Below are 18,042 nucleotides of genomic sequence, written 5' to 3'. Positions count from 1 at the left end.
CATGTCCGTACGATGCTGACGGTACTGGCGTGTCATTTTCGGGATGGAGTGTCGTGAAGATCGCCTATGTCACCTATGACGGTCCGGATGACGACAGGGAAGTGCTGATCGCGGCCTGGGAACGGGCCGGGATGCAGGGGGCCGCGGTGCGCTGGGACGACCCGGCGGCCGACTGGGCGTCGTTCGACGCGGCCGTGGTGCGTTCGCCCTGGAACTACATCCTCCACCGGGACGATTTCGTGCAGTGGGCGCACAAGGCGGCGAGCCTCACCCGGCTCCTCAACCCCGCCTCGGTGATCGAGCGGAACACCGACAAGACCTACCTGCGCGACCTCGGCGTGCCCATCGTGCCCACGCACTGGATCCACCCCGGCGAGCAGGTGACGCTCCCGGACCATGACGAGTACGTCGTCAAGCCCGCCATCTCGGCCGGTGCCCGCGACACGATCCGCACCGTCGACCGCGCCGTGGCCGAGGAGCACGCGCGCGACCTCGTCGCGGGCGGCCGGGTCGCGATGGTGCAGCCGTACCTCGACATGGTGGAGGCCGAGGGCGAGACCTCCCTGATCTTCATCGGCGGGTCGTTCAGCCACGCCAGGCGCCGCAACGCCATGCTCGCCGAGGGCCCCGACGGCAAGCCCCTCAACCACCTCGGCACCATCGAGCGCGACCCCGAGCCCGACCAGTTCACGCTGGCCGAGCGGGTGCTCGGCGAGGTGCGCGAGGAACTCCTGTACGCCCGCGTCGACCTCGTCCGCCTGCCCGACGGCACCCCGGCGCTGATCGAGCTGGAGCTGACCGAGCCTTACCTGTACCTGGGCGAGACCCCCGGCGCCGCCGACCGGCTCGCCGCGGCCCTGCGCGAGTTCCTGTAGACGGGGAACGGCTCGCGCCTGCCGGGCGAACGGGGCGCGCGAGCCGTCGGTCTCGCCGGTGCCCGAGCTGGAGGACCCCGGACCGTCAGCCGGGGCGTACCGGAAGGTCCTCCGGGCGCGGCGCCAGGTGCGTCGCGACGGCCTCGGCCAGCGTGCCACGGCAGGCGTCCGCGTCGTCGGCGGCCCAGCAGACGTAGCCGTCCGGACGGATCAGCAGGGCGGCGGCGCCGAGATCCTCCGCGCCGTGGGCACGGACCAGGTCGATCCACCCGGGAAGCCGGACGTCGTCGGGGACGATCCCGGCGAGGTCCAGCAGGACGGCGTGCCCGGCACGGAACAGGGCCGACAGCCACCTCTGTCCGTAATCGAGGCTGATGTCCGGCACCCGCCGCCCGACCAGGGGATGCTCACCCGGCAGGTCGTAGGACAGCGACAGGCCGGACATCAGGCCCGCCAGGTGGCGGTTGGTGTCGGGCAGCCGCAGCAGGTCGCTGAAGATGTCGCGCAACGCGGCGACGTCCCCGTCCGGCCGAGGGTGGAACAGGACCCGCTGCGCGGAGGTGTGGTGCAGCACCCGGGCGCCCACCGGATGCCGTTCGGCGTGGTAGGTGTCCAGCAGGCCGTCCGGCGCCCGGCCCTGAAGGGTCACCGCCAGCTTCCAGCCGAGGTTGAACGCGTCCTGCATCCCGGTGTTCAGGCCCTGCCCGCCGTAGGGCGGGTGGATGTGCGCGGCGTCCCCGGCGAACAGCACCCGTCCCTCGCGGTACCGCTCCACCTGCCGGGTGGCGTCGGTGAAGCGCGACGAGGAGGTCACGCCGTCCAGCACGGTCTCCTCGCCGTAGACCGCCCGCAGCGCGGTGGCGATCTCCTCTTCGGTGACGGGGGCGTCGCGCCGCGCCTGCGTCTGTTCCACCTGCCCGTAGGTGAGGCGGTACCTGTCGCCGCCGACCGGGACGAGCATCGCCCAGTAGCCGTTGGCCTCGCGGGTCAGGTCGCTCATATGGCCGATCTTGCGCGGCACCAGGGACGAGACGGCGGACAGCCGGACGTCGGCCAGCGCGCCGACGAACGTGCCGGGCCGGCCGGGAAAGGCCGCCCCGAGCAGCTTGCGGACCGTGCTGTGCCCGCCGTCGCAGGCGACCAGGAAGCGCGCCCGCACCCGCAGGTCGCCCGCGGTCACGCTCACGCCGTCGTCGTCCTGCTCCACCGCGGTCACCGCGGCGCCGTGGACCACTCGCGCGCCGCGGGCGACGGCCTGCCCTTCCAGGACCTCCTCCACCGTCGACTGCGGCACGGTGATGGGGTACGGGTGCCTGGTGTGCCAGGGGGTGCAGTCCAGCGGCACCGGAAGACCGGCGAAGTGCCCGCCCACGGGTTCCCGCGCGACGGCCCGGGACAGCAGCGGCTCCAGCAGGCCGCGCGACTCCAGCAACTCCGCGGTGCGTGGCTGGATCGCGCCGCCCTTCACCTGTTCGACGCGCCGTGACTGCTTCTCCAGTACGACGGTGCCGACCCCCGCCAGGGCCAGCTCGTACGCCAGCGTGGTGCCCGTGGGTCCGGCACCCGCGATGACGACCTCGGTCTCGATCTCCGTCAAGGCATCTCCTTGGCTCGACTGAGTGCGAAGGTATACCGAGTGCAAATAAAGCTCAAGTGCAGCAGGCTGATACGATCACGGCTGTGAGCGACGTTCCGGGTCTGCGAGAACGGAAGAAGCGGCGGACGCACCTGGCGATCTCCGAGGCGGCCATCGCGCTGTTCCTCGAGCACGGCTTCGACCAGGTGTCGGTGACGCAGGTGGCGGAGGCGGCCGAGGTGTCCAGGCGCACCCTGTTCGCCTACTTCCCGACGAAGGAAGACCTCGTGGTGCACCGGTTCGCCGACCACGAAGGTGAGGCGGCTCGTGTGGTGCGGGGCCGCCCGCCCGGCACCGGCCCCCTGGAGGCGCTGCGCGCGCACCATCTCGACGCGCTCGACCGGCACGACCCCATGACCGGGCTCAACGACCGCCCGGACATCCTCGCGCTCTACCGGATGCTCGCGGGGACCCCGGCCCTGGTCGGCCGGCTGGAACGCTTCAAGGCGGCCTCGGAGGCCGCGCTCGCGGAGGCCCTGCGCGACACCGCCGGCGTGCCACCGCTCACGGCGCGCCTGGCGGCCGTGCAGATCGTCGCGGTGCAGTGGGCCCTCGCCCTCGACAACAGAGAACACATGGTGAACGGCATGCCCGCCCACGAACGGCTCCCGGCCGCCCTGGGCGACACCGAACACGCCTTCACCCTGCTGAAGAACGGCCTCGGCGCGCTGACCGGCGACTCCTGACAGACCTGTTGTGCGGACAAGGGGAATGTCGCTTTCCGTGATGTTCAAATCACGGACGGCTGCATGATGACATGAAAACGGCTCGCGCCACACGGGAATCGGGGCGCGAGCCGTACAGGTGTCCGGACGGGTCAGGGCAGGACGAGGGCCAGGGGGGTGACTCCGGCGGTGCGGAGGGTGGAGGGGAGGCGGGTGGCCCAGGGGTGCTCGTCGAGGCCGAGGCCGCCGGGGTTGTCGACCACGAACCTCACCGCGCCGCGCGGTCCGGCCTCTTCGGTCCACCTGGCGCCGAAACCGGTGAGGACGGAGGCGACCTTGGCCTTGTCGGCCGGGTCGACGGTGACGCGGATGGGCGCCTCCCGGTCGGGGACCGCCGCGGTCGTGGCCGGTGGCGTGACGGTCGCGGTGTCCAGGGCGCGGGGGGCGTGGGCCCTGGGCAGGTCGGCGGTGATCGCGTTGGTGAGCAGGTGCGTGGTGCCGTCGGTGAAGGCCCGGAAGTTGGGCTCCGCGGCGAACAGCACGGCGTGCCCCTTGCCGACCGGCTCGTCCAGCACCGCCGCCGTACCGCCCAGTTCCTCGGCGCCGATCTGGAAGCCGGAGACGTACCAGTCGGCCGAGTTCGCGACCGGGTAGGACGCCACGACCTGCGAGGGGTCGGACGCCCGCATCAGCGGGTCGTAGGAGTAGAACTGCCAGGCCGTGGAGCCGACGCCGTCCGCGAGCGGGCCCTTGGCGACCTGGACCCGGAACAGGGAGCCGGGCACGTCGGACGTCGGCTCGGTGAAGGTCGCCGTGCTCACCCCGGCGAGGGACGCGAGCTGGGCGCCGCCGCTCCAGCCGACGTACCTGCCTCCGCCGCCCACCCACGCCTTGAGCGCGTCGCGTCCGGCCTGGCCCAGGGCGTTGTTCGCCGAGGTGGCCGGGCCGGCGGGCACCAGCAGGACGTCGAGCCCGGCGAGCCTGCCCGCCGCGACGTCGGCCGGGGTCAGCGTGGTGTAGGGCAGCTTCCACTCGCGGTCGAGGCGGTGGCGCAGCCACCCGAGGGACTCGAAGGTCGTGGTGGAGGTGGCCGACAGTGCCAGCACCCCGACCTTCGGCCGCTCGACGGGAGCCGGGGGCGACACGACGGCGGGGATCTGCCGGGCCGGGACCGCGGCGGGCAGCAGCACGCTGCCGGACGAGCCGCCCGACACGTTGGCGAGCAGCGGCAGGCTCCACGCCGTCACGTCGTAGAAGTAGGGGAACGGCGTGTAGCTGTCCTCGCCGAGCATCGCCTGGATCCAGTGCTTCTGTCCCTGTGCCATCGGGATCCAGTAGGTGCCCTTGGGCAGGGTGGCGCGGGCCGGGGGCCTGCCGTACTCCTTGAAGTCCGGCAAGGTGACCGCCTTGGCGAGCGTGAACACCTGGACGTCCATGCGCTGCAGCCGGCGGACGATCGACTCCACCGCCGCCTTCTTGGCCGGGTCGTCGGCGCGCAGGAAGTAGTGGCGCACCGGACGGTCGGGCACCTGGGTGATGACCTCGTGGCCGGGGTTGTAGACCTGGTTGGGCTCCAGCTTCCCGTCGAGGCCCTCCTTGAGCGCCTCGGCGTACATGCCGTGCCAGGTCGTCAGGATGCTCTCCTTGTGGGAGGCGGCCGCCGACAGCGACACCCACTGGGTGAGGCTCTGCTCGAAGGTACGGGTGGAGATGGGCGAGTCGCCGCCCTTCTCGAAGGTCATGCCCGCGGCGTTGAAGCCGGCGGTGGGCACGGTGTCGCCGTAGCCCATGTAGAACATGTCGTACACGTCGCGGTTGGTGAAGGGGATGCCGCGGCGGGTGAACTCGTCGATCATCGACCGGCCGTACAGGTTGCTGATCCAGTCGTACGCCGGCTCGGCGATGTCGTGGTGGATCGGGTCGGCGTTCGGCGGGAAGAAGTACGCCGTGCCGCCCTGCTCGTGCGCGTCGATGTAGAGCTGCGGCGGGTACCTGCGCAGCAGCTCCAGCTTGCCGTCCGTCTCCGGCTGGGTGCGGGCGAACCAGTCGCGGTTCATGTCGAAGCCGTAGGCGTTGCGGCGGGTGTCCGCCTCGCGGCCGTCCGGGTTCTGGATCGGCAGGATCACCACGACCGCGTTGTCGAGGATGCGCCTGGCCGCGCAGTCGTCGCGGTCCGAAAGGTCGTACAGGGTCTTCAGCGCCGCGTCGGCGCCGCTCTCCTCGTTGCCGTGCACGTTGCCGGTGACCCACAGGACGGCGGGGCTGCGCCGGGCGATCTCCTTGGCGAGCGCCGAGGGGGTGAGGGGGTTGCGCAGGGCCTTGACGGCGATCTCGGTGGCGGCCAGCCCGGCCCGGGTGACGTTGGCGGGCCGGCCGACGATGGCGTACTTCAGCGGGCGGCCCTGCGCGGTGGTGGCGAGGGTGCCGGAGACGACGCGGTCGCTGGCCCTGTCGATGGCCTCCAGGAGGGTGTCCGACTCGGCCGAGGTGACCTCGCGCGCTCCGAGGTCGAACCCGAGCACGCTCTTAGGGGTCGGGACCTTGTTGCGATATGCCGGTGTGGTCTGGGTGGGATCACAGGTGGCGGGTGCCTGGGGGGTGCCGGGGTCCGCCTGGGCGGCCCCCGCGGGGAGGGCGACCGCGAAGGCCAGTACGGCCGTGGCGATCACCTTGAGGCGCTTGAGCATGTGATCACCGTGTCATCGAGATTTGTCCATGACAAGAGTGATTTTTAGGGTTTCGTTACTTTTGGTGGGATTCCCGGTCAGGGGTGCTGACTGGAGACCGAGACGATTTCGCCGGTCATGTAGGACGAGTAGTCGCTGGCCAGGAAGACGATCACGTTGGCGACCTCCCACGGCTCGGCGGACCGCCCGAACGCCTCCCTGGCCTCCAGTTCGGCGAGCAGTTCCTCGCTGGTCACCTTGGCGAGGAACGGATGCATGGCGAGCGAGGGCGCCACCGCGTTGACGCGGACGCCGTGCTCGGCGGCCTCCAGCGCCGAACACCTGGTCAGCGCCATGACGCCGGCCTTGGCGGCGGCGTAGTGCGACTGGCCCTTCTGCGCCCGCCAGCCGACGACGGAGGCGTTGTTCACGATCACCCCACGGCCCCGCGGGATCATGTGCCTGAGGGCCGCCCGCGTGCACCGCATCGTCCCGTTGAGCGTGACGTCCAGCACCGCGTGCCACTGCTCGTCGGTCATGTCGGCCAGGGCGGCCGTGCCGCCGAGGCCGGCGTTGTTGACCACGACGTCGAGCCGCCCGTACGCCTCCACCGCCGCGTCGAACAGGGCGAGCACCTGCGCCTCGGAGGTGACGTCGCAGGGGACCGCCAGCGGCTTCACCCCGGTGAGCTCGGTCAGCGTCGCGGCGGCCTCGGCGAGACGGCGTTCGTGCCGGTCGGAGACGACCACGACGGCCCCCTCCTCGGCGCAGCGCCGCGCGGTGGCGTACCCGATGCCCGCGCCGGCCGCGGCCGTCACGAGCGCGACCTTCCCGTCCAGCAGGCCGTGGGCGGGCGGGTAGGCGGGGGTCATGGGTCAGCCTTTCGGGAGGCCGAGGGTGCGTTCGGCGATGATGTTGCGCTGGATCTCGCTGGAACCGGCGTAGATGGTGTCGGCCCGGCTGAACAGGTAGAGCCGCTGCAGGTCGTTGAGGTCGTACGGCTCACCGCGCGCCACCAGCCCTTCCCTGCCCTGCGCGGCCTGCGCGAGCTCGCCGAGCCGGCGATGCCACTCCGACCAGTACAGCTTGGCGATCGACACCTCGGGCCCGGGCTCCCCGGCCGACAGGGACGTCATCGTGCGCAGCGCATTGAAGCGCATGATCTCCAGCTCCAGCCACGCCCGTACGAGCCGGTCGCGCAGCACCGGGTCGTCCGCCGCGCCGGTGCGCCGGGCGGTGTCGATCACCGTCTGGAGCTCGCGGCGGAAACCGATCTGCTGTCCGAGCGTCGAGGCGCCGCGCTCGTACCCCAGGGTGGCCATCGCGACGCGCCAGCCCTCACCAGAGGCGCCGAGCACGTTCGCGGCGGCGGTGCGGGCACCGTCGAAGAAGACCTCGTTGAACTCGCCGGTCCCGGTCAGCTGCATGATCGGGCGTACCTCGACACCGGGCTGCCGCATGGGGACCAGCAGGTAGGACAGGCCCCGGTGCCGCTCGGATCCGGGCTCGGTGCGGGCGAGGACGAAGCACCAGTCGGCGACGTGCGCCAGCGACGTCCAGACCTTCTGCCCGGTGACGACCCATTCGCCGCCCTGGAGGACGGCGCGGGTCTGCACGCCCGCGAGGTCCGACCCGGCCTCCGGCTCGGAGTACCCCTGGCACCACAGCTCCTCGCCGGACCGGATGGGCGGCAGGAAGCGGCGTTTCTGCTCCTCGGTGCCGTATTCGAGGATGGTGGGCCCGATCAGGCCCTCGCCGATGTGGCCCACCCGGGCCGGCGCGTTCGCCCGGGCGTACTCCTCGTGGAAGGCCACCTGGTCGGACAGGGAGGCGTCCCGGCCGCCGTACTCCTCGGGCCAGCCGAGGCAGGTCCACCCGGCGGCGCCGAGGCGGCGTTCCCAGGCGACCCGCAGCTCGTGGCCCTCGTGCTCGCGCCCGGGGCCGCCGAGGCCCCGGGCGCCCGCGAACTCGCCGGTGAGGTTCGCCTCCAGCCAGGCCCGGACCTCCTCCCGGAAGTTCATCCGTCGAACCGGCCGTAGGAGCCGCGGAAGAAGACCAGGGGGCCGTGGTCGGCGTGTCCGTCGAGGTCGTGCACGCGGGCCACGACGATGAGGTGGTCGCCCGCCGGGTGCTCGGCCTCGACCGAGCAGTCGATCCAGGCGATGGCGCCCTCGATGACCGGGCTGCCGCCGGGGGACAGGTCCCAGGCGAGCCCGGCGAACTTGTCGCCGCCCTTCGACGCGAGCTGCCTGCACACCTGCTCGTGGTCCTCGGACAGGACGTTGACGCACAGCCGCGCCGCGGACCTCAGCCGGGGCCAGCTCGTGCTGGTGTGGGCGACGCAGAAGGCGACCAGGGGCGGATCGAGGGAGACGGAGGTGAAGGAGTTGGCCGCGAGCCCGCAGGGCCGGCCGGCCGCGTCGAGGGCCGTGATGGCGACGACCCCGGTGGCGAAGCGGCCGAGCACGTTCCTGAAGTGCTGCGGGTCGACGGCCCGGGGAGCGGGGGAGCCGTCCACGGCCGGGACGGGACGCACGTCGCCCGCGGGGACCGGGTGGCCGTTCAGGGGGTGCGTCCGGGGGACGGCCGGGAGGGGAGGCGGCGGAGCCGGCCGGCCGTCATGCACGGCCGGGCCGAGGACCGCGGCGGCGCCGTGTGGCGCGATCAGCCGGGCCGCGTGGGTGCTCATCGTCGTACTCGCCTCCTTGGGTGGCCTCTACCTGCCCCCGGGAAGTGCTCGACCACGGGGATGACTGGGGGACGGGCTCCTCCATCGTATCCCTCACTTTACCAAGCGCTTGCTTGGACGATAGGAGGCCTCCGGCCGGGATGTCAAGCGGGGCAGGGATCTCCGCAGGTCGACCTGGCTCTCCACTGGGCGGGTCCTTCGTCTCGGCGGGGGACGTACGGGGTCAAGCATGCAACCTGAACAAAGGTTCAGGTCAACTCGTGGCCGCTGGAGATCGACGGGAACACGCTTCGTTGACATCCTGGATCAGGCGCACCTAACCTCGAAACCTCACAAGCGCTTGCTTGACGAGACCGAGGAGGCGTCACCGTGGGAGGCTTCCGGGACCGCACGGCGGTGGCAGGAGTCGGGTACACCGCCTTCTCCAGGAACTCCGGGGTCAGCACGCTCACCCTCGCCTGCGAGGCGATCCTCGCCGCCCTCGACGACGCCGGCCTCGGCCCGGCGGACGTGGACGGCATCGCCACCCACCGCGTCGGCGACTCGGCCGCGCCGTCCGTCGTGGGGCCGGCGCTCGGCGTCCACGCCCCCTCGTGGTACCTCGACCAGTTCGGCGGCGGCAGCGTCTCCCACGCGGTGGTGGGGCAGGCGGCCCTGGCGGTGGCGGCGGGCATCGCCGAGACCGTCGTCTGCTACCGGGCCATCAACGCCCGCTCGGAGTTCCGCATGGGCGGCACGGGGCGGGCGGTGCCGGTCAGTCCCGAGGTGCAGTACCAGGCGCCGTACGGCTACGTCGCCCCGCCGCAGCAGTACGCGATGTACGCCCGCGCCCATATGTTGAAATACGGCACTAAAGAAGAACATTTCGGTCGGCTGGCCGTCGTGCAACGCGCCAACGCCGTCAAGAACCCCCGCGCCCTCATGCGCACGCCGATCACCCTCGACGACTACCTCGCCGCCCGCTGGATCGCCGAGCCGTTCCGCCTCCTCGACTGCTGCCTGGAGACCGACGGCGCGTGCGCGCTCGTAGTGACCACCGCCGAACGGGCCCGCGACCTGCGGCGCCCGCCCGTGCTGATCTCGGCGGCCGCGTGGGGAGGGGGCGACTCGTTCCTCTCCGGCGGCGAGGGGCGCGCCGACCCGACCGTCACCAGCGCCGCCGAGCTGGCGCCCCGGCTGTACGGCATGGCGGGCCTCGGACCGGACGAGGTCGACGTGGCGGAGATCTACGACTGCTTCACGTATTCGGTGATCGTCCAGCTCGAGGACTACGGCTTCTGCGCCAAGGGCGAGGGCGGGCCGTTCGTCGCCTCCGGCGCCACGGCCCCCGGCGGGACGATCCCGGTCAACACGCACGGCGGCTTCCTGTCGGAGGGATACGTCCACGGGGTGAACCACATCGCGGAGGCGGTGTCGCAGCTCAGAGGCGACGCCGGCGATCGCCAGGTGCCGGGCGCGGAGGTCGCCCTGTCGACGGCGCAGCCCGGCTACATCCTGCCCGCGACCTCCGCGCTGATCCTGCGGAAGGGATGACATGATCAAGCCTGTGCCGGACCGCGACTCCGCCGAGTGGTGGGAGCGCGTCGCCAGGCACGAGTTCGTGATCCAGGCGTGCGACGGCTGCGGCACGCTCCGCTTCCCCGCCCGCGCGTACTGCCACGCCTGTCACGACCGGCGGTGGCACTGGCAGGAGGTCGGCCCGTCGGGTCACGTCCTCAGCTGGATCGTCAACCATCAGCCGTTCCTCCCCGACACGCCCGTGCCGTACACCGTCGTGATGGTCCGGCTCGCCGACGCGCCCGACTGCGTCATGGTCGGGGGCTGGCAGGGGGACGCCGCACCGGCCGCCGGCCAGGCCGTCCAGGCGGTCTTCTCGTACGTCGACGAGCGCTTCTGCGTGATCGACTGGCGGCCGTGCTGAGGATCGGCGTCTGCCGGGAATTTCGGGCTTGACGGAGAGCGTCCGCGGGATGACCGTGATAACGGAAACGTGTCCTGGCGGGCGTGGGGGACCCGCCAGGACACGTTCCGCTCCGGCGTGACCGCCAGGACCCCGGCGAGGGTTGGGGTCCTGGCCGTCGTTATCGCACGGAGTCGGTGGGAGGCCCTTCGCCGGGGCCGCTCGCCCAGGAATCCCTGGAGCGCTCCCCGGTCGGCCTTCTGAGATGGCGCTTGACGAGCTGGGCGGCGCCCATGGGATCGGCCGCCGGATGCGTGACGGTGAGACCGTCCTCGTTCCAGACGAACGACCCCTTCTTGCACCAGACCGTCAGCTCGGTGGTCACCGAGAGCACGGACATGCCGATTCCGCTGCTCTGGTAGGTGTGAGTGAACCCCTCTTGCTGCAACGCGTAGCGCAGTAGACGCGTCGCCTCGCGAGGATCGTGCCAGGGCAGGTACGGCGTGCCCGCTCGAACCGCCAGCACAGTCCCTCACCCCCTCGCCCGGCTCTTTGATGGATTTGTACCAACGTTTGGATAATGCGGGCTGGGGACGCTTGGGTCAAGGGGTTGTTTGCTGTCAGATCGAGATCGTCTAGATTCGTAGGTACAAAAGGACGCAACCGTAGGTGAGATTTGGCACGGTCGACGCTGTATCAGCAGGTGGCCGGCGAGCTGCGCAAGGCCATCTATTCAGGTGAGCTCGGGCCGGGCGCTCAGCTGCCCACCGAGATGGACCTCATGGACAGCCATGAGGTCAGCCGGAACACGGTTCGCCTCGCGCTGGCCGAGCTGGAGAACGAAGGCCTGATCACCCGGATGCGCCGGCGCGGCAGCTTCGTCCGCGACCGCCGGGCACTGCTCATGCGCCCCCAGGACGAGCTGAACGTCGCGCCCGGCGTGCTGCGCCGGGAGGCCTTCGCCGAGGCCGTCAGCAAGGAGGGCCGCAAGCCCGGCCAGGAGATCCAGGTCTCCATCGTGGAGCCGCCGGAGGAGATCGCGGCACGGCTGGAGCTGGAGGAGAACGCCGTCGCCGTGGTGCGGCGCCGGCTCCGCTACGTCGACGACCAGCCGTACAACACCAACGACTCCTACTTCCCGTTCACCCTCGTCCACGACTCCGAGATCGCCCGGCCGGGGGACATCACGCGGGGGGCCAACCGCGTGCTGGAGGAGCTGGGGCACCGGCAGGTCCGGGTGATCGACGACATCTCGGCGCGCATGCCGACTCCTGAGGAGTCGTCGCGCCTGCAGCTCGAACCCGGCACCCCCGTCGTGGTGTACGTCCGCGTCGGCTACGACCGCGAGGACACTCCGGTCCGCGTCGCGGTGTCGGTCCTCCCCGCCGACAAGCATCTGATCAGGTACGAGCTCAAGGTCACCTGACCGAGAACCCCATCCACCGCCCACTGCCCGACGGCAAGGGGCGGTCTCGGCCTGTCCGCCTGTCGACGGCTCTTCTGTCGGCGCCCGCGGTCGGGAGGACGGGGAGCGGTTACGGCGCTTTCGCGCAGTTCAGGGGGATGGAGCACCGAGGTCCAGGCCGTGTGGAGAGAGATCGGGCAGCAGGCGGGCGGCGGACGCCGTTGACAGCGGCCTTCACTGGGAAGGCCGTGCGCTCCCTTGCGGGCACCTACCGTGCCCGCGGCGCTACCAACGGCGACGAAAGGATCCCTCATGTCCTCCGACACCCTCCACCAGGCCACATCCCTCACCCTCCGCAACGCCACCCTCGATGATCTCCCGGGCGTCCTCACCCTGCTGGCGGAGACCGCGGCCTGGCTCAACGGCCGGGGCATCCGGCAGTGGCCGGCCGGCGGCTTCCCCGCCTCCCGCATCGAGCCGCTGATCGCCGAGGGCAACCTGTACGTCCTGGACGACGAGTCGCAGGCCGGGGAGGAAGGCTCCGCTCCGGCGGCCACCCTGACGCTGGACGAGCACGCCGACCCCGAGTTCTGGCGGCGCGGTGACCACCCCGAGGCGGCCCTGTACGTCCACAAGCTGGCCGTCAAGCGGGCTTTCGCGGGCCGAGGGCTGGGGGAGACGCTGCTCGACTGGGCGAACCTGCGCGTGGCGGCGTCCGGACGGCGGTGGCTGCGCCTGGACTGCTCCAAGGACAACCCCGGCCTGCAGAGCTACTACCGCACGATCGGCTTCCAGCACGTCCGCACGGTGGACCTCCCGCACCGGGCCTCGGGCGCGCTGTTCCAGCGGACCGCCGGCCTGGCGTCCCCGGCCGTCCCCCGGGCGCGCAGGCGAGTGCCCTCGCACGCCCACACCAGGTGATTTGCGGCGGAAGCGGCCCCCTCGCATGCCGGGTGAGATCAGGCGCTAGCCGTCCAACCCCGGACAGGTGAGGGCCTGTGGGTGGTAGCGGTCCAACTCAGGACAGGAGGGTCCGATAACCTCTGGACCCATGACCGGATCGCTGCTCGAGGTGATCGCGCTGGATGTGCGCGACGCCGTGGCCGCAGAGGAGGGCGGCGCGGACCGCCTGGAGATCGTGGCCGACATGTCCGTCGGCGGGCTGACCCCCGCCCCGGAGACCGTCGAGGCGATCGCCAAGCAGTCCGCGCTGCCGCAAATGGTGATGCTCCGGTCGAACGCCGGCTTCACCGTGACCCCCGAGGAACTGCGAGGCCTGGAGCGGGCCGCACGGGAACTGGCGGACGCCGGAGCCGCCGGTTTCGTGTTCGGCTTCCTCGACGAGCAGGGGGCCGTCGACCTCCTGGCGACCGAGGCCCTCATCCACGCGGTCACGCCCCTGCCCTGGACGTTCCACCGCGCCGTCGACAACGCCGCCGACGTCCAGGCGAGCTGGCGCGCCGTACGGCTCCTGCCGAACCTCGCCACCGTGCTCACCTCCGGCGAGCCGTCGGGCATCGCGGCGGGGCTGCCGGTGCTGCGCTCGCGCGCCGAGGCGGGCGACGCGCCGCTGATCCTCGCCGGCGGCGGGCTGCGGGCGCAGTTGGTCCCCCCGCTGCTCGACTACGGCGTACGGGCCTTCCACGTCGGCGGGGCCGTCCGCGAGTCGTGGTCCCACCCGGTGGACGCCGAACGGGTGCGGCGCTGGCGCGAGCTGGTGGACACGATCTGACATGCGCCTCACGTTCGGTGACCACGACGTGCCCGGGATGGGCGAGGTGCTCGCCGAGCAGGCCAGGCGATACCCAGGCCCCCCGGCCGCCTGGCAACCGGTGCAGACGGTGTACGTGCCCGCCGACCGCTTCGACCGGCTCACGGTGCGCTCCTGGGGCGAGGCGGCGCTCGACCTCGCCTCCGGCCACCTGCGCTCCGACGACGACCTGGAGGCCGTCCTCGGCTCCCTCCCGGCCGGTCACGCGGCGGACGTACGCGCCCGGGTGGCGCGCAAGCTGGCCCGCGAGCCCGTGGAGGACCTCAGGATCGACTTCGAGGACGGGTACGGCACCCGTCCCGCCGCCGAGGAGGACGCCCACGCCGAGGCCGCGGCGGAGGCCGTCGCCGCCATGCACGCCGAGGGGACGCTGCCGCGCCGCTGGGGCCTGCGGGTCAAGTCCTTCGCGGACGGTGATCCGGCGCGCAGCCTCCGCACGCTGGACGCGTTCCTGACGGGGGTGACGCACCGGGCGGGCACGCTGCCCGGCGGCTTCAGGGTGACCTTTCCCAAGGTGCTGATGGAGGCCTACCTCGGGCGGTTCGCCTCCTTCCTCGCCCGGCTGGAGGAGGGCCTGGGCCTGGCCGCCGGGACGCTGCGCTTCGAGATGCAGGTCGAGGCGCCGCAGACGGTGATGTTCCTCCAGCGCTCGCCCGACCTGGTGCCGTCCCTGGACGGGCGCCTCGCCGCCGCCCACTTCGGCGTCTTCGACTACACCGCCGCCTGCGGGCTTCCCCCCGGCGAGCAGCGGCTGGACCATCCGGTGTGCGACCACGCCCGAGAGGCGACGCGCGTGGCGCTCGCGGGCACCGGCGTGGAGCTCTCGGACGGCTCGCTCGCCGCCTCGCCCGCGTCCGGCTCCACCGAGGATGTGCACGCGCTGTGGCGGGCGCACGCGGGCATGGTGCGCCACTCCCTGCGCCACGGCTTCCACCAAGGCTGGGACATGCACCCCTCGCACCTCGTGTCCCGGTACGCCGCCGTCTACGCCTTCCACCTGGCCGCCCGGGACGCCTACGCGGCCCGGGTGCGCGCCTGGGAGGCCGGCCGCGACGCCGACGGCGGGGTCATGGACGAGCCCGCCACCATCAAGACCCTCGTCACCGCCCTCCACCGCGCCACGCTCGCTCTCGGCGGCACCGAGGAGTGACTACGGCCGGGGGATGTTGCGGAGGTTGGCGCGGGCCATGTCGACCATCTTGCCGACGCCGCCGCTGACCACGATCTTGCCCGCGGCGAGGGCGAAGCCCTTGATCTGGGCCGGCGTGAGGCGCGGCGGCATGGCGACGACGTTCGGGTCGGTGACCATGTCGACCAGGAACGGGCCGGACGACGCCAGCGCCTGGGCGAGGCCGTCGCGGATCTCGGTGGGCTTCTCGATCCGCAGCGACGGGATGCCGGCCGCCGAGGCGATCGCGGCGTAGTCGACCGGCTCGTGGTCGGTCTGGTAGTCGGGGAACCCTTCGACCAGCATCTCGAGCTTCACCATGCCGAGCGACGAGTTGTCGTACACGATGATCTTCACGGGCAGCCGGTGCAGCCGTACGGTCAGCAGCTCGCCCAGCAGCATGGCCAGCCCGCCGTCGCCCGACATCGAGATGACCTGCCGCCCGGGATGGGCGAGCTGCGCCCCGATCGCGTGGGGCAGCGCGTTGGCCATGCTCCCGTGCAGGAACGAGCCGATGACCCGCCGCCTGCCGTTCGGCGTCAGGTAGCGGGCGGCCCAGACGTTGCACATGCCGGTGTCGACGGTGAAGATCGCGTCGTCGGCGGCGAGGTCGTCCAGGACGGCCGTGGCGTACTCCGGGTGGATCGGGGTGTGGTGCTCGACGTTCCTGGTGTAGGCGTCCACGACGCGTTCGAGGCTGCGGGCGTGCTCGCGCAGCATCCGCTCCAGGAACGACCTGTCGGTCTTCTGCCTCACCAGCGGAAGGACGGCGCGCAGCGTCTCGCGGACGTCCCCGTGCACGGCGACGTCCAGCGGGGTGCGCCGTCCCAGCTTGACGGCGTCGTGGTCCACCTGAGCGGTGTGGGCGCGGGGGAGGAACCGGTCGTAGGGGAAGTCGGTGCCCAGCAGCACGACCAGCTCGGCCTCATGCAGCGCGTCGTAGCAGGCGCCGTACCCCAGAAGGCCGTTCATCCCGACGTCGAACGGGTTGTCGTACTGGATCCACTCCTTGCCGCGCAGGCTGTGCCCGACCGGCGAGAGCACCTTCCCGGCCAGCGTCATGACCTCGCCGTGGGCGTCCTGGCAGCCCGCGCCGCAGAACAGCGTCACCGTGCGCGCGGTGTCCAGGGCGGACGCCAGCGCCTCGACCTGCGACGGCGGAGGGACCACGGCGCCCTTCTCCGGCAGCAGCATGCTCTCGCCGGTCGGGTTGACGGCCTCCTCGCCGGCCACGTCGCCGGGCAGCACGATCACCGCGACCCCGCCCTCCCCCTCGGCGTGCTGGATGGCGGTGCGCAGCACCCTGGGCATCTGCGCGGGCCGGCTGATCATCTCGCAGTAGCCGCTGCAGTCGACGAAGACCCGCTCCGGGTGCGTCTCCTGGAAGAAGCCGGTGCCGATCTCCGGCGAGGGGATGTGGGAGGCGAGGGCGAGCACCGGGGCGCCCGTGCGGTGCGCGTCGTACAGCCCCTGGAGCAGGTGGGTGTTGCCGGGCCCGCAGCTGCCGGCGCAGACGGCGAGCCGTCCCGTCAGCTGGGCCTCCGCGGCGGCGGCGAACGCCCCCGCCTCCTCGTTGCGGACGTGCACCCAGTCGACGTCCTCGGCCCGGCGGATCGCGTCGACGATCGGGTTGAGGCTGTCGCCCACCACGCCGTAGACCCGCCGGACGCCGGCCTGCCGCAGGACCTGGACGAACTGCTCGGCCACCGAAGTCATGACCTCGCTCCTCCGGCGGCTCGAAGGACGTGCAGGTATGCGTGCATGGTCATGGGAAGCCCCCCGACTTGTCCCGTCTCGAGGTAGTCCTTCCCAGCATCCGCCCCGGAAACGCGGCGGCGATCAGCTCGCCGGCGCCCGTCCGAAGGCCGCGAACATGGCCTGGCGGCCCACCAGCTTGACGTGCTCCCCCCGCCCCAGGGAGGCGGCCAGGGCGGCCTCGGCGGCCTCGATCGAGAGCCAGTCGGCGTACGTCACCGGGCGCACGCCGCGCGCGGCCAGCAGGTCGTCCAGCCGCGACGGCGGGGCGCTGCGGTCCGGCCGGGAGGCGAGGTCGGCCAGGAGCGTGCGGACGGTCTCGGCGGCGTCGGACTTGTTGGTGCCGATCACGCCGGTCGGCCCCCGCTTGAGCCAGCCCGCGACGTACTGCCCCTCCGACACCCGCCCGGCGGTGTTCGGCACGGTCATCGTCGCGCCGTCGAACGGCACCCCCGGCAGCGGCACGCTCTGGTAGCCCACCGAGCGCAGCACCATGCCGACCGGGAGGGTCTCGTACTCCCCGGTGCCGACCACGCGCCCGTCGGCCAGCCGCGTGCGCTCCAGCCGCAGCCCCTCCACCCGCGAGGATCCCAGGATCTCCACCGGACGCAGCCAGAACCGCACCGAAAGGCGCCGCGGACGGCCCTTCGCCTCGCGTGCCGACCACGACCTCAGCACCTCGACGTTGCCCCGGATCTGCCGCGACAGCTCGCCGACCTCGCCGCTGCCGGCCTCCTCGGGGCGGACGGACACGTCGCAGTTGGCGAGCTCGCCGAGCTCCCTCAGCTCCTTCAAAGTGAACTTGGCGTGCTCGGGACCCCGCCTGCCGATCATGTGGATGCCGGTCACCTGGCTCTTGGCGAGCCGGTCGAGCACCTCCTGCGGCACGTCGGTCGACCGCAGCTCGTCGGCCGTCTTGGCCAGGACGCGGACGACGTCGACGGCGACGTTGCCGACGCCGATCACGGCCACTTCGGTGCTGTCGAGCGAGAAGGTGTCGGGCGGCATGTCGGGATGGCCGCAGTACCAGTTGACGAAGTCGGTGGCGGCCACGCTGCCGGGGAGGTCCTCGCCGGGGATGCCGAGGTGCCGGTCGACCATCGCCCCGGTGCAGTACACCACCGCGTCGTAGCAGGCGGTCAGGTCGTCCACGGAGATCTCGCCGCCCAGCTCGACCCCGCCGAGGAACCTCACCGACGGCAGTTCGAGCACGCGCCGCAGGTAGCCCGCGATCGACTTGATGGAGGTGTGGTCGGGCGCGACGCCGTACCTGACCAGCCCGTACGGCGTGGGAAGGCGGTCGAGGACGTCGATCTCGACCTGCTCGCCCGCCTGCTTCGTCAGTGCTTCGGCCGTGTAGATGCCGGCGGGCCCGGATCCCACGATCGCCACGCGGAGCGACATGCGGCCTCCTTAGCGGGACTCATCGGCCCCACGGTGTCATGGAGCAGATTGTCGCGGACGACGGGTCTCCCGGCCAGGCTCGCGCGCCGAGGTGATCGAGATAATCCG

At 71.9% G+C, this 18,042-nt stretch carries 16 protein-coding genes; 8 read left to right on the top strand and 8 right to left on the bottom strand.

Annotation, left to right across the window (positions count from 1 at the left end):
• Positions 1 to 53: 53 nt before the first annotated feature.
• On the top strand, positions 54 to 875 hold the full coding sequence (locus KIK05_RS23840) for an ATP-grasp domain-containing protein (protein WP_214413031.1): 822 nt from the start codon (positions 54 to 56) through the stop codon (positions 873 to 875).
• A gap of 85 nt (positions 876 to 960) precedes the next feature.
• Here KIK05_RS23840 and KIK05_RS23835 read toward each other — a convergent pair whose 3' ends face one another.
• The gene (locus KIK05_RS23835; protein ID WP_214413030.1) at positions 961 to 2,472 is read right to left on the bottom strand and encodes an FAD-dependent monooxygenase; all 1,512 of its coding nucleotides are present in this window, start codon (positions 2,470 to 2,472) and stop codon (positions 961 to 963) included.
• A gap of 83 nt (positions 2,473 to 2,555) precedes the next feature.
• Here KIK05_RS23835 and KIK05_RS23830 point away from each other — a divergent pair, with 83 nt between their 5' ends.
• Positions 2,556 to 3,197: a TetR/AcrR family transcriptional regulator gene (locus KIK05_RS23830; protein WP_214413029.1), complete on the top strand. Its 642-nt coding sequence runs from the start codon at positions 2,556 to 2,558 to the stop codon at positions 3,195 to 3,197.
• A gap of 131 nt (positions 3,198 to 3,328) precedes the next feature.
• Here the strand turns inward: KIK05_RS23830 and KIK05_RS23825 are convergent, their stop codons facing one another.
• The 4 genes from KIK05_RS23825 to KIK05_RS23810 form a co-directional block, all read right to left on the bottom strand.
• Positions 3,329 to 5,863 carry a M14 family zinc carboxypeptidase gene (locus KIK05_RS23825; RefSeq protein ID WP_214413028.1) on the bottom strand — a complete coding sequence of 845 codons (2,535 nt, stop codon included), beginning with the start codon at positions 5,861 to 5,863 and terminating at the stop codon, positions 3,329 to 3,331.
• Positions 5,864 to 5,940: 77 nt separating this feature from the next.
• On the bottom strand, positions 5,941 to 6,714 hold the full coding sequence (locus KIK05_RS23820; protein ID WP_214413027.1) for an SDR family oxidoreductase: 774 nt from the start codon (positions 6,712 to 6,714) through the stop codon (positions 5,941 to 5,943).
• A gap of 3 nt (positions 6,715 to 6,717) precedes the next feature.
• Entirely contained in the window at positions 6,718 to 7,863 is a 1,146-nt protein-coding gene (locus KIK05_RS23815; protein ID WP_214413026.1) for an acyl-CoA dehydrogenase family protein, read from the bottom strand.
• Positions 7,860 to 8,531 carry a flavin reductase family protein gene (locus KIK05_RS23810; RefSeq protein ID WP_214413025.1) on the bottom strand — a complete coding sequence of 224 codons (672 nt, stop codon included), beginning with the start codon at positions 8,529 to 8,531 and terminating at the stop codon, positions 7,860 to 7,862. Before KIK05_RS23810 ends, KIK05_RS23815 begins: the two co-directional genes overlap by 4 nt.
• Before the next feature lie 369 nt (positions 8,532 to 8,900).
• Here KIK05_RS23810 and KIK05_RS23805 point away from each other — a divergent pair, with 369 nt between their 5' ends.
• Together KIK05_RS23805 and KIK05_RS23800 are read left to right on the top strand one after the other, a co-directional pair.
• Positions 8,901 to 10,064 carry a thiolase C-terminal domain-containing protein gene (locus tag KIK05_RS23805; RefSeq protein WP_214413024.1) on the top strand — a complete coding sequence of 388 codons (1,164 nt, stop codon included), beginning with the start codon at positions 8,901 to 8,903 and terminating at the stop codon, positions 10,062 to 10,064.
• Between the two features lies 1 nt (position 10,065).
• Positions 10,066 to 10,452 carry a Zn-ribbon domain-containing OB-fold protein gene (locus tag KIK05_RS23800; RefSeq protein ID WP_250563322.1) on the top strand — a complete coding sequence of 129 codons (387 nt, stop codon included), beginning with the start codon at positions 10,066 to 10,068 and terminating at the stop codon, positions 10,450 to 10,452.
• A gap of 160 nt (positions 10,453 to 10,612) precedes the next feature.
• Here the strand turns inward: KIK05_RS23800 and KIK05_RS23795 are convergent, their stop codons facing one another.
• Positions 10,613 to 10,957 (bottom strand): hypothetical protein, encoded by a 345-nt coding sequence (locus tag KIK05_RS23795; RefSeq protein WP_214413023.1) that lies wholly within the window; start codon positions 10,955 to 10,957, stop codon positions 10,613 to 10,615.
• Positions 10,958 to 11,107: 150 nt separating this feature from the next.
• Here KIK05_RS23795 and KIK05_RS23790 point away from each other — a divergent pair, with 150 nt between their 5' ends.
• The 4 genes from KIK05_RS23790 to KIK05_RS23775 all read left to right on the top strand — a co-directional run bounded on the left by KIK05_RS23790 (position 11,108) and on the right by KIK05_RS23775 (position 14,757).
• Positions 11,108 to 11,857: a GntR family transcriptional regulator gene (locus KIK05_RS23790; RefSeq protein WP_214413022.1), complete on the top strand. Its 750-nt coding sequence runs from the start codon at positions 11,108 to 11,110 to the stop codon at positions 11,855 to 11,857.
• Between the two features lie 291 nt (positions 11,858 to 12,148).
• Positions 12,149 to 12,757, top strand: a complete 609-nt coding sequence (locus KIK05_RS23785) for a GNAT family N-acetyltransferase (protein WP_214413021.1) — start codon at positions 12,149 to 12,151, stop codon at positions 12,755 to 12,757.
• A gap of 130 nt (positions 12,758 to 12,887) precedes the next feature.
• Positions 12,888 to 13,568 (top strand): copper homeostasis protein CutC, encoded by a 681-nt coding sequence (locus KIK05_RS23780; RefSeq protein WP_214413020.1) that lies wholly within the window; start codon positions 12,888 to 12,890, stop codon positions 13,566 to 13,568.
• A gap of 1 nt (position 13,569) precedes the next feature.
• A complete protein-coding gene (locus KIK05_RS23775) occupies positions 13,570 to 14,757 on the top strand; it encodes a DUF6986 family protein (RefSeq protein WP_214413019.1) in 1,188 nt (395 codons plus the stop codon).
• Here the strand turns inward: KIK05_RS23775 and KIK05_RS23770 are convergent, their stop codons facing one another.
• On the bottom strand, positions 14,758 to 16,491 hold the full coding sequence (locus tag KIK05_RS23770) for a pyruvate dehydrogenase (protein WP_214413018.1): 1,734 nt from the start codon (positions 16,489 to 16,491) through the stop codon (positions 14,758 to 14,760).
• A gap of 123 nt (positions 16,492 to 16,614) precedes the next feature.
• On the bottom strand, positions 16,615 to 17,934 hold the full coding sequence (locus KIK05_RS23765; protein WP_214413017.1) for an FAD-dependent oxidoreductase: 1,320 nt from the start codon (positions 17,932 to 17,934) through the stop codon (positions 16,615 to 16,617).
• Between the last annotated feature and the right edge of the window lie 108 nt (positions 17,935 to 18,042).

The sequence above is a fragment of the Sphaerisporangium fuscum genome (genome assembly GCF_018531465.1).
Taxonomy (GTDB): domain Bacteria; phylum Actinomycetota; class Actinomycetes; order Streptosporangiales; family Streptosporangiaceae; genus Sphaerisporangium; species Sphaerisporangium fuscum.
This window is presented reverse-complemented; position numbering and strand designations above follow the sequence as displayed.

Excerpts from the sequence above, each read along its gene's own strand:
- KIK05_RS23825 (WP_214413028.1), bottom strand. The coding sequence starts at position 5,863 with ATGCTCAAGCGCCTCAAGGTGATCGCCACGGCCGTACTGGCCTTCGCG.
- KIK05_RS23820 (WP_214413027.1), bottom strand. The coding sequence starts at position 6,714 with ATGACCCCCGCCTACCCGCCCGCCCACGGCCTGCTGGACGGGAAGGTC.
- KIK05_RS23815 (WP_214413026.1), bottom strand. The coding sequence starts at position 7,863 with ATGAACTTCCGGGAGGAGGTCCGGGCCTGGCTGGAGGCGAACCTCACC.
- KIK05_RS23810 (WP_214413025.1), bottom strand. The coding sequence starts at position 8,531 with ATGAGCACCCACGCGGCCCGGCTGATCGCGCCACACGGCGCCGCCGCG.
- KIK05_RS23800 (WP_250563322.1), top strand. The coding sequence starts at position 10,066 with ATGATCAAGCCTGTGCCGGACCGCGACTCCGCCGAGTGGTGGGAGCGC.
- KIK05_RS23785 (WP_214413021.1), top strand. The coding sequence starts at position 12,149 with ATGTCCTCCGACACCCTCCACCAGGCCACATCCCTCACCCTCCGCAAC.
- KIK05_RS23780 (WP_214413020.1), top strand. The coding sequence starts at position 12,888 with ATGACCGGATCGCTGCTCGAGGTGATCGCGCTGGATGTGCGCGACGCC.
- KIK05_RS23775 (WP_214413019.1), top strand. The coding sequence starts at position 13,570 with ATGCGCCTCACGTTCGGTGACCACGACGTGCCCGGGATGGGCGAGGTG.
- KIK05_RS23770 (WP_214413018.1), bottom strand. The coding sequence starts at position 16,491 with ATGACTTCGGTGGCCGAGCAGTTCGTCCAGGTCCTGCGGCAGGCCGGC.
- KIK05_RS23765 (WP_214413017.1), bottom strand. The coding sequence starts at position 17,934 with ATGTCGCTCCGCGTGGCGATCGTGGGATCCGGGCCCGCCGGCATCTAC.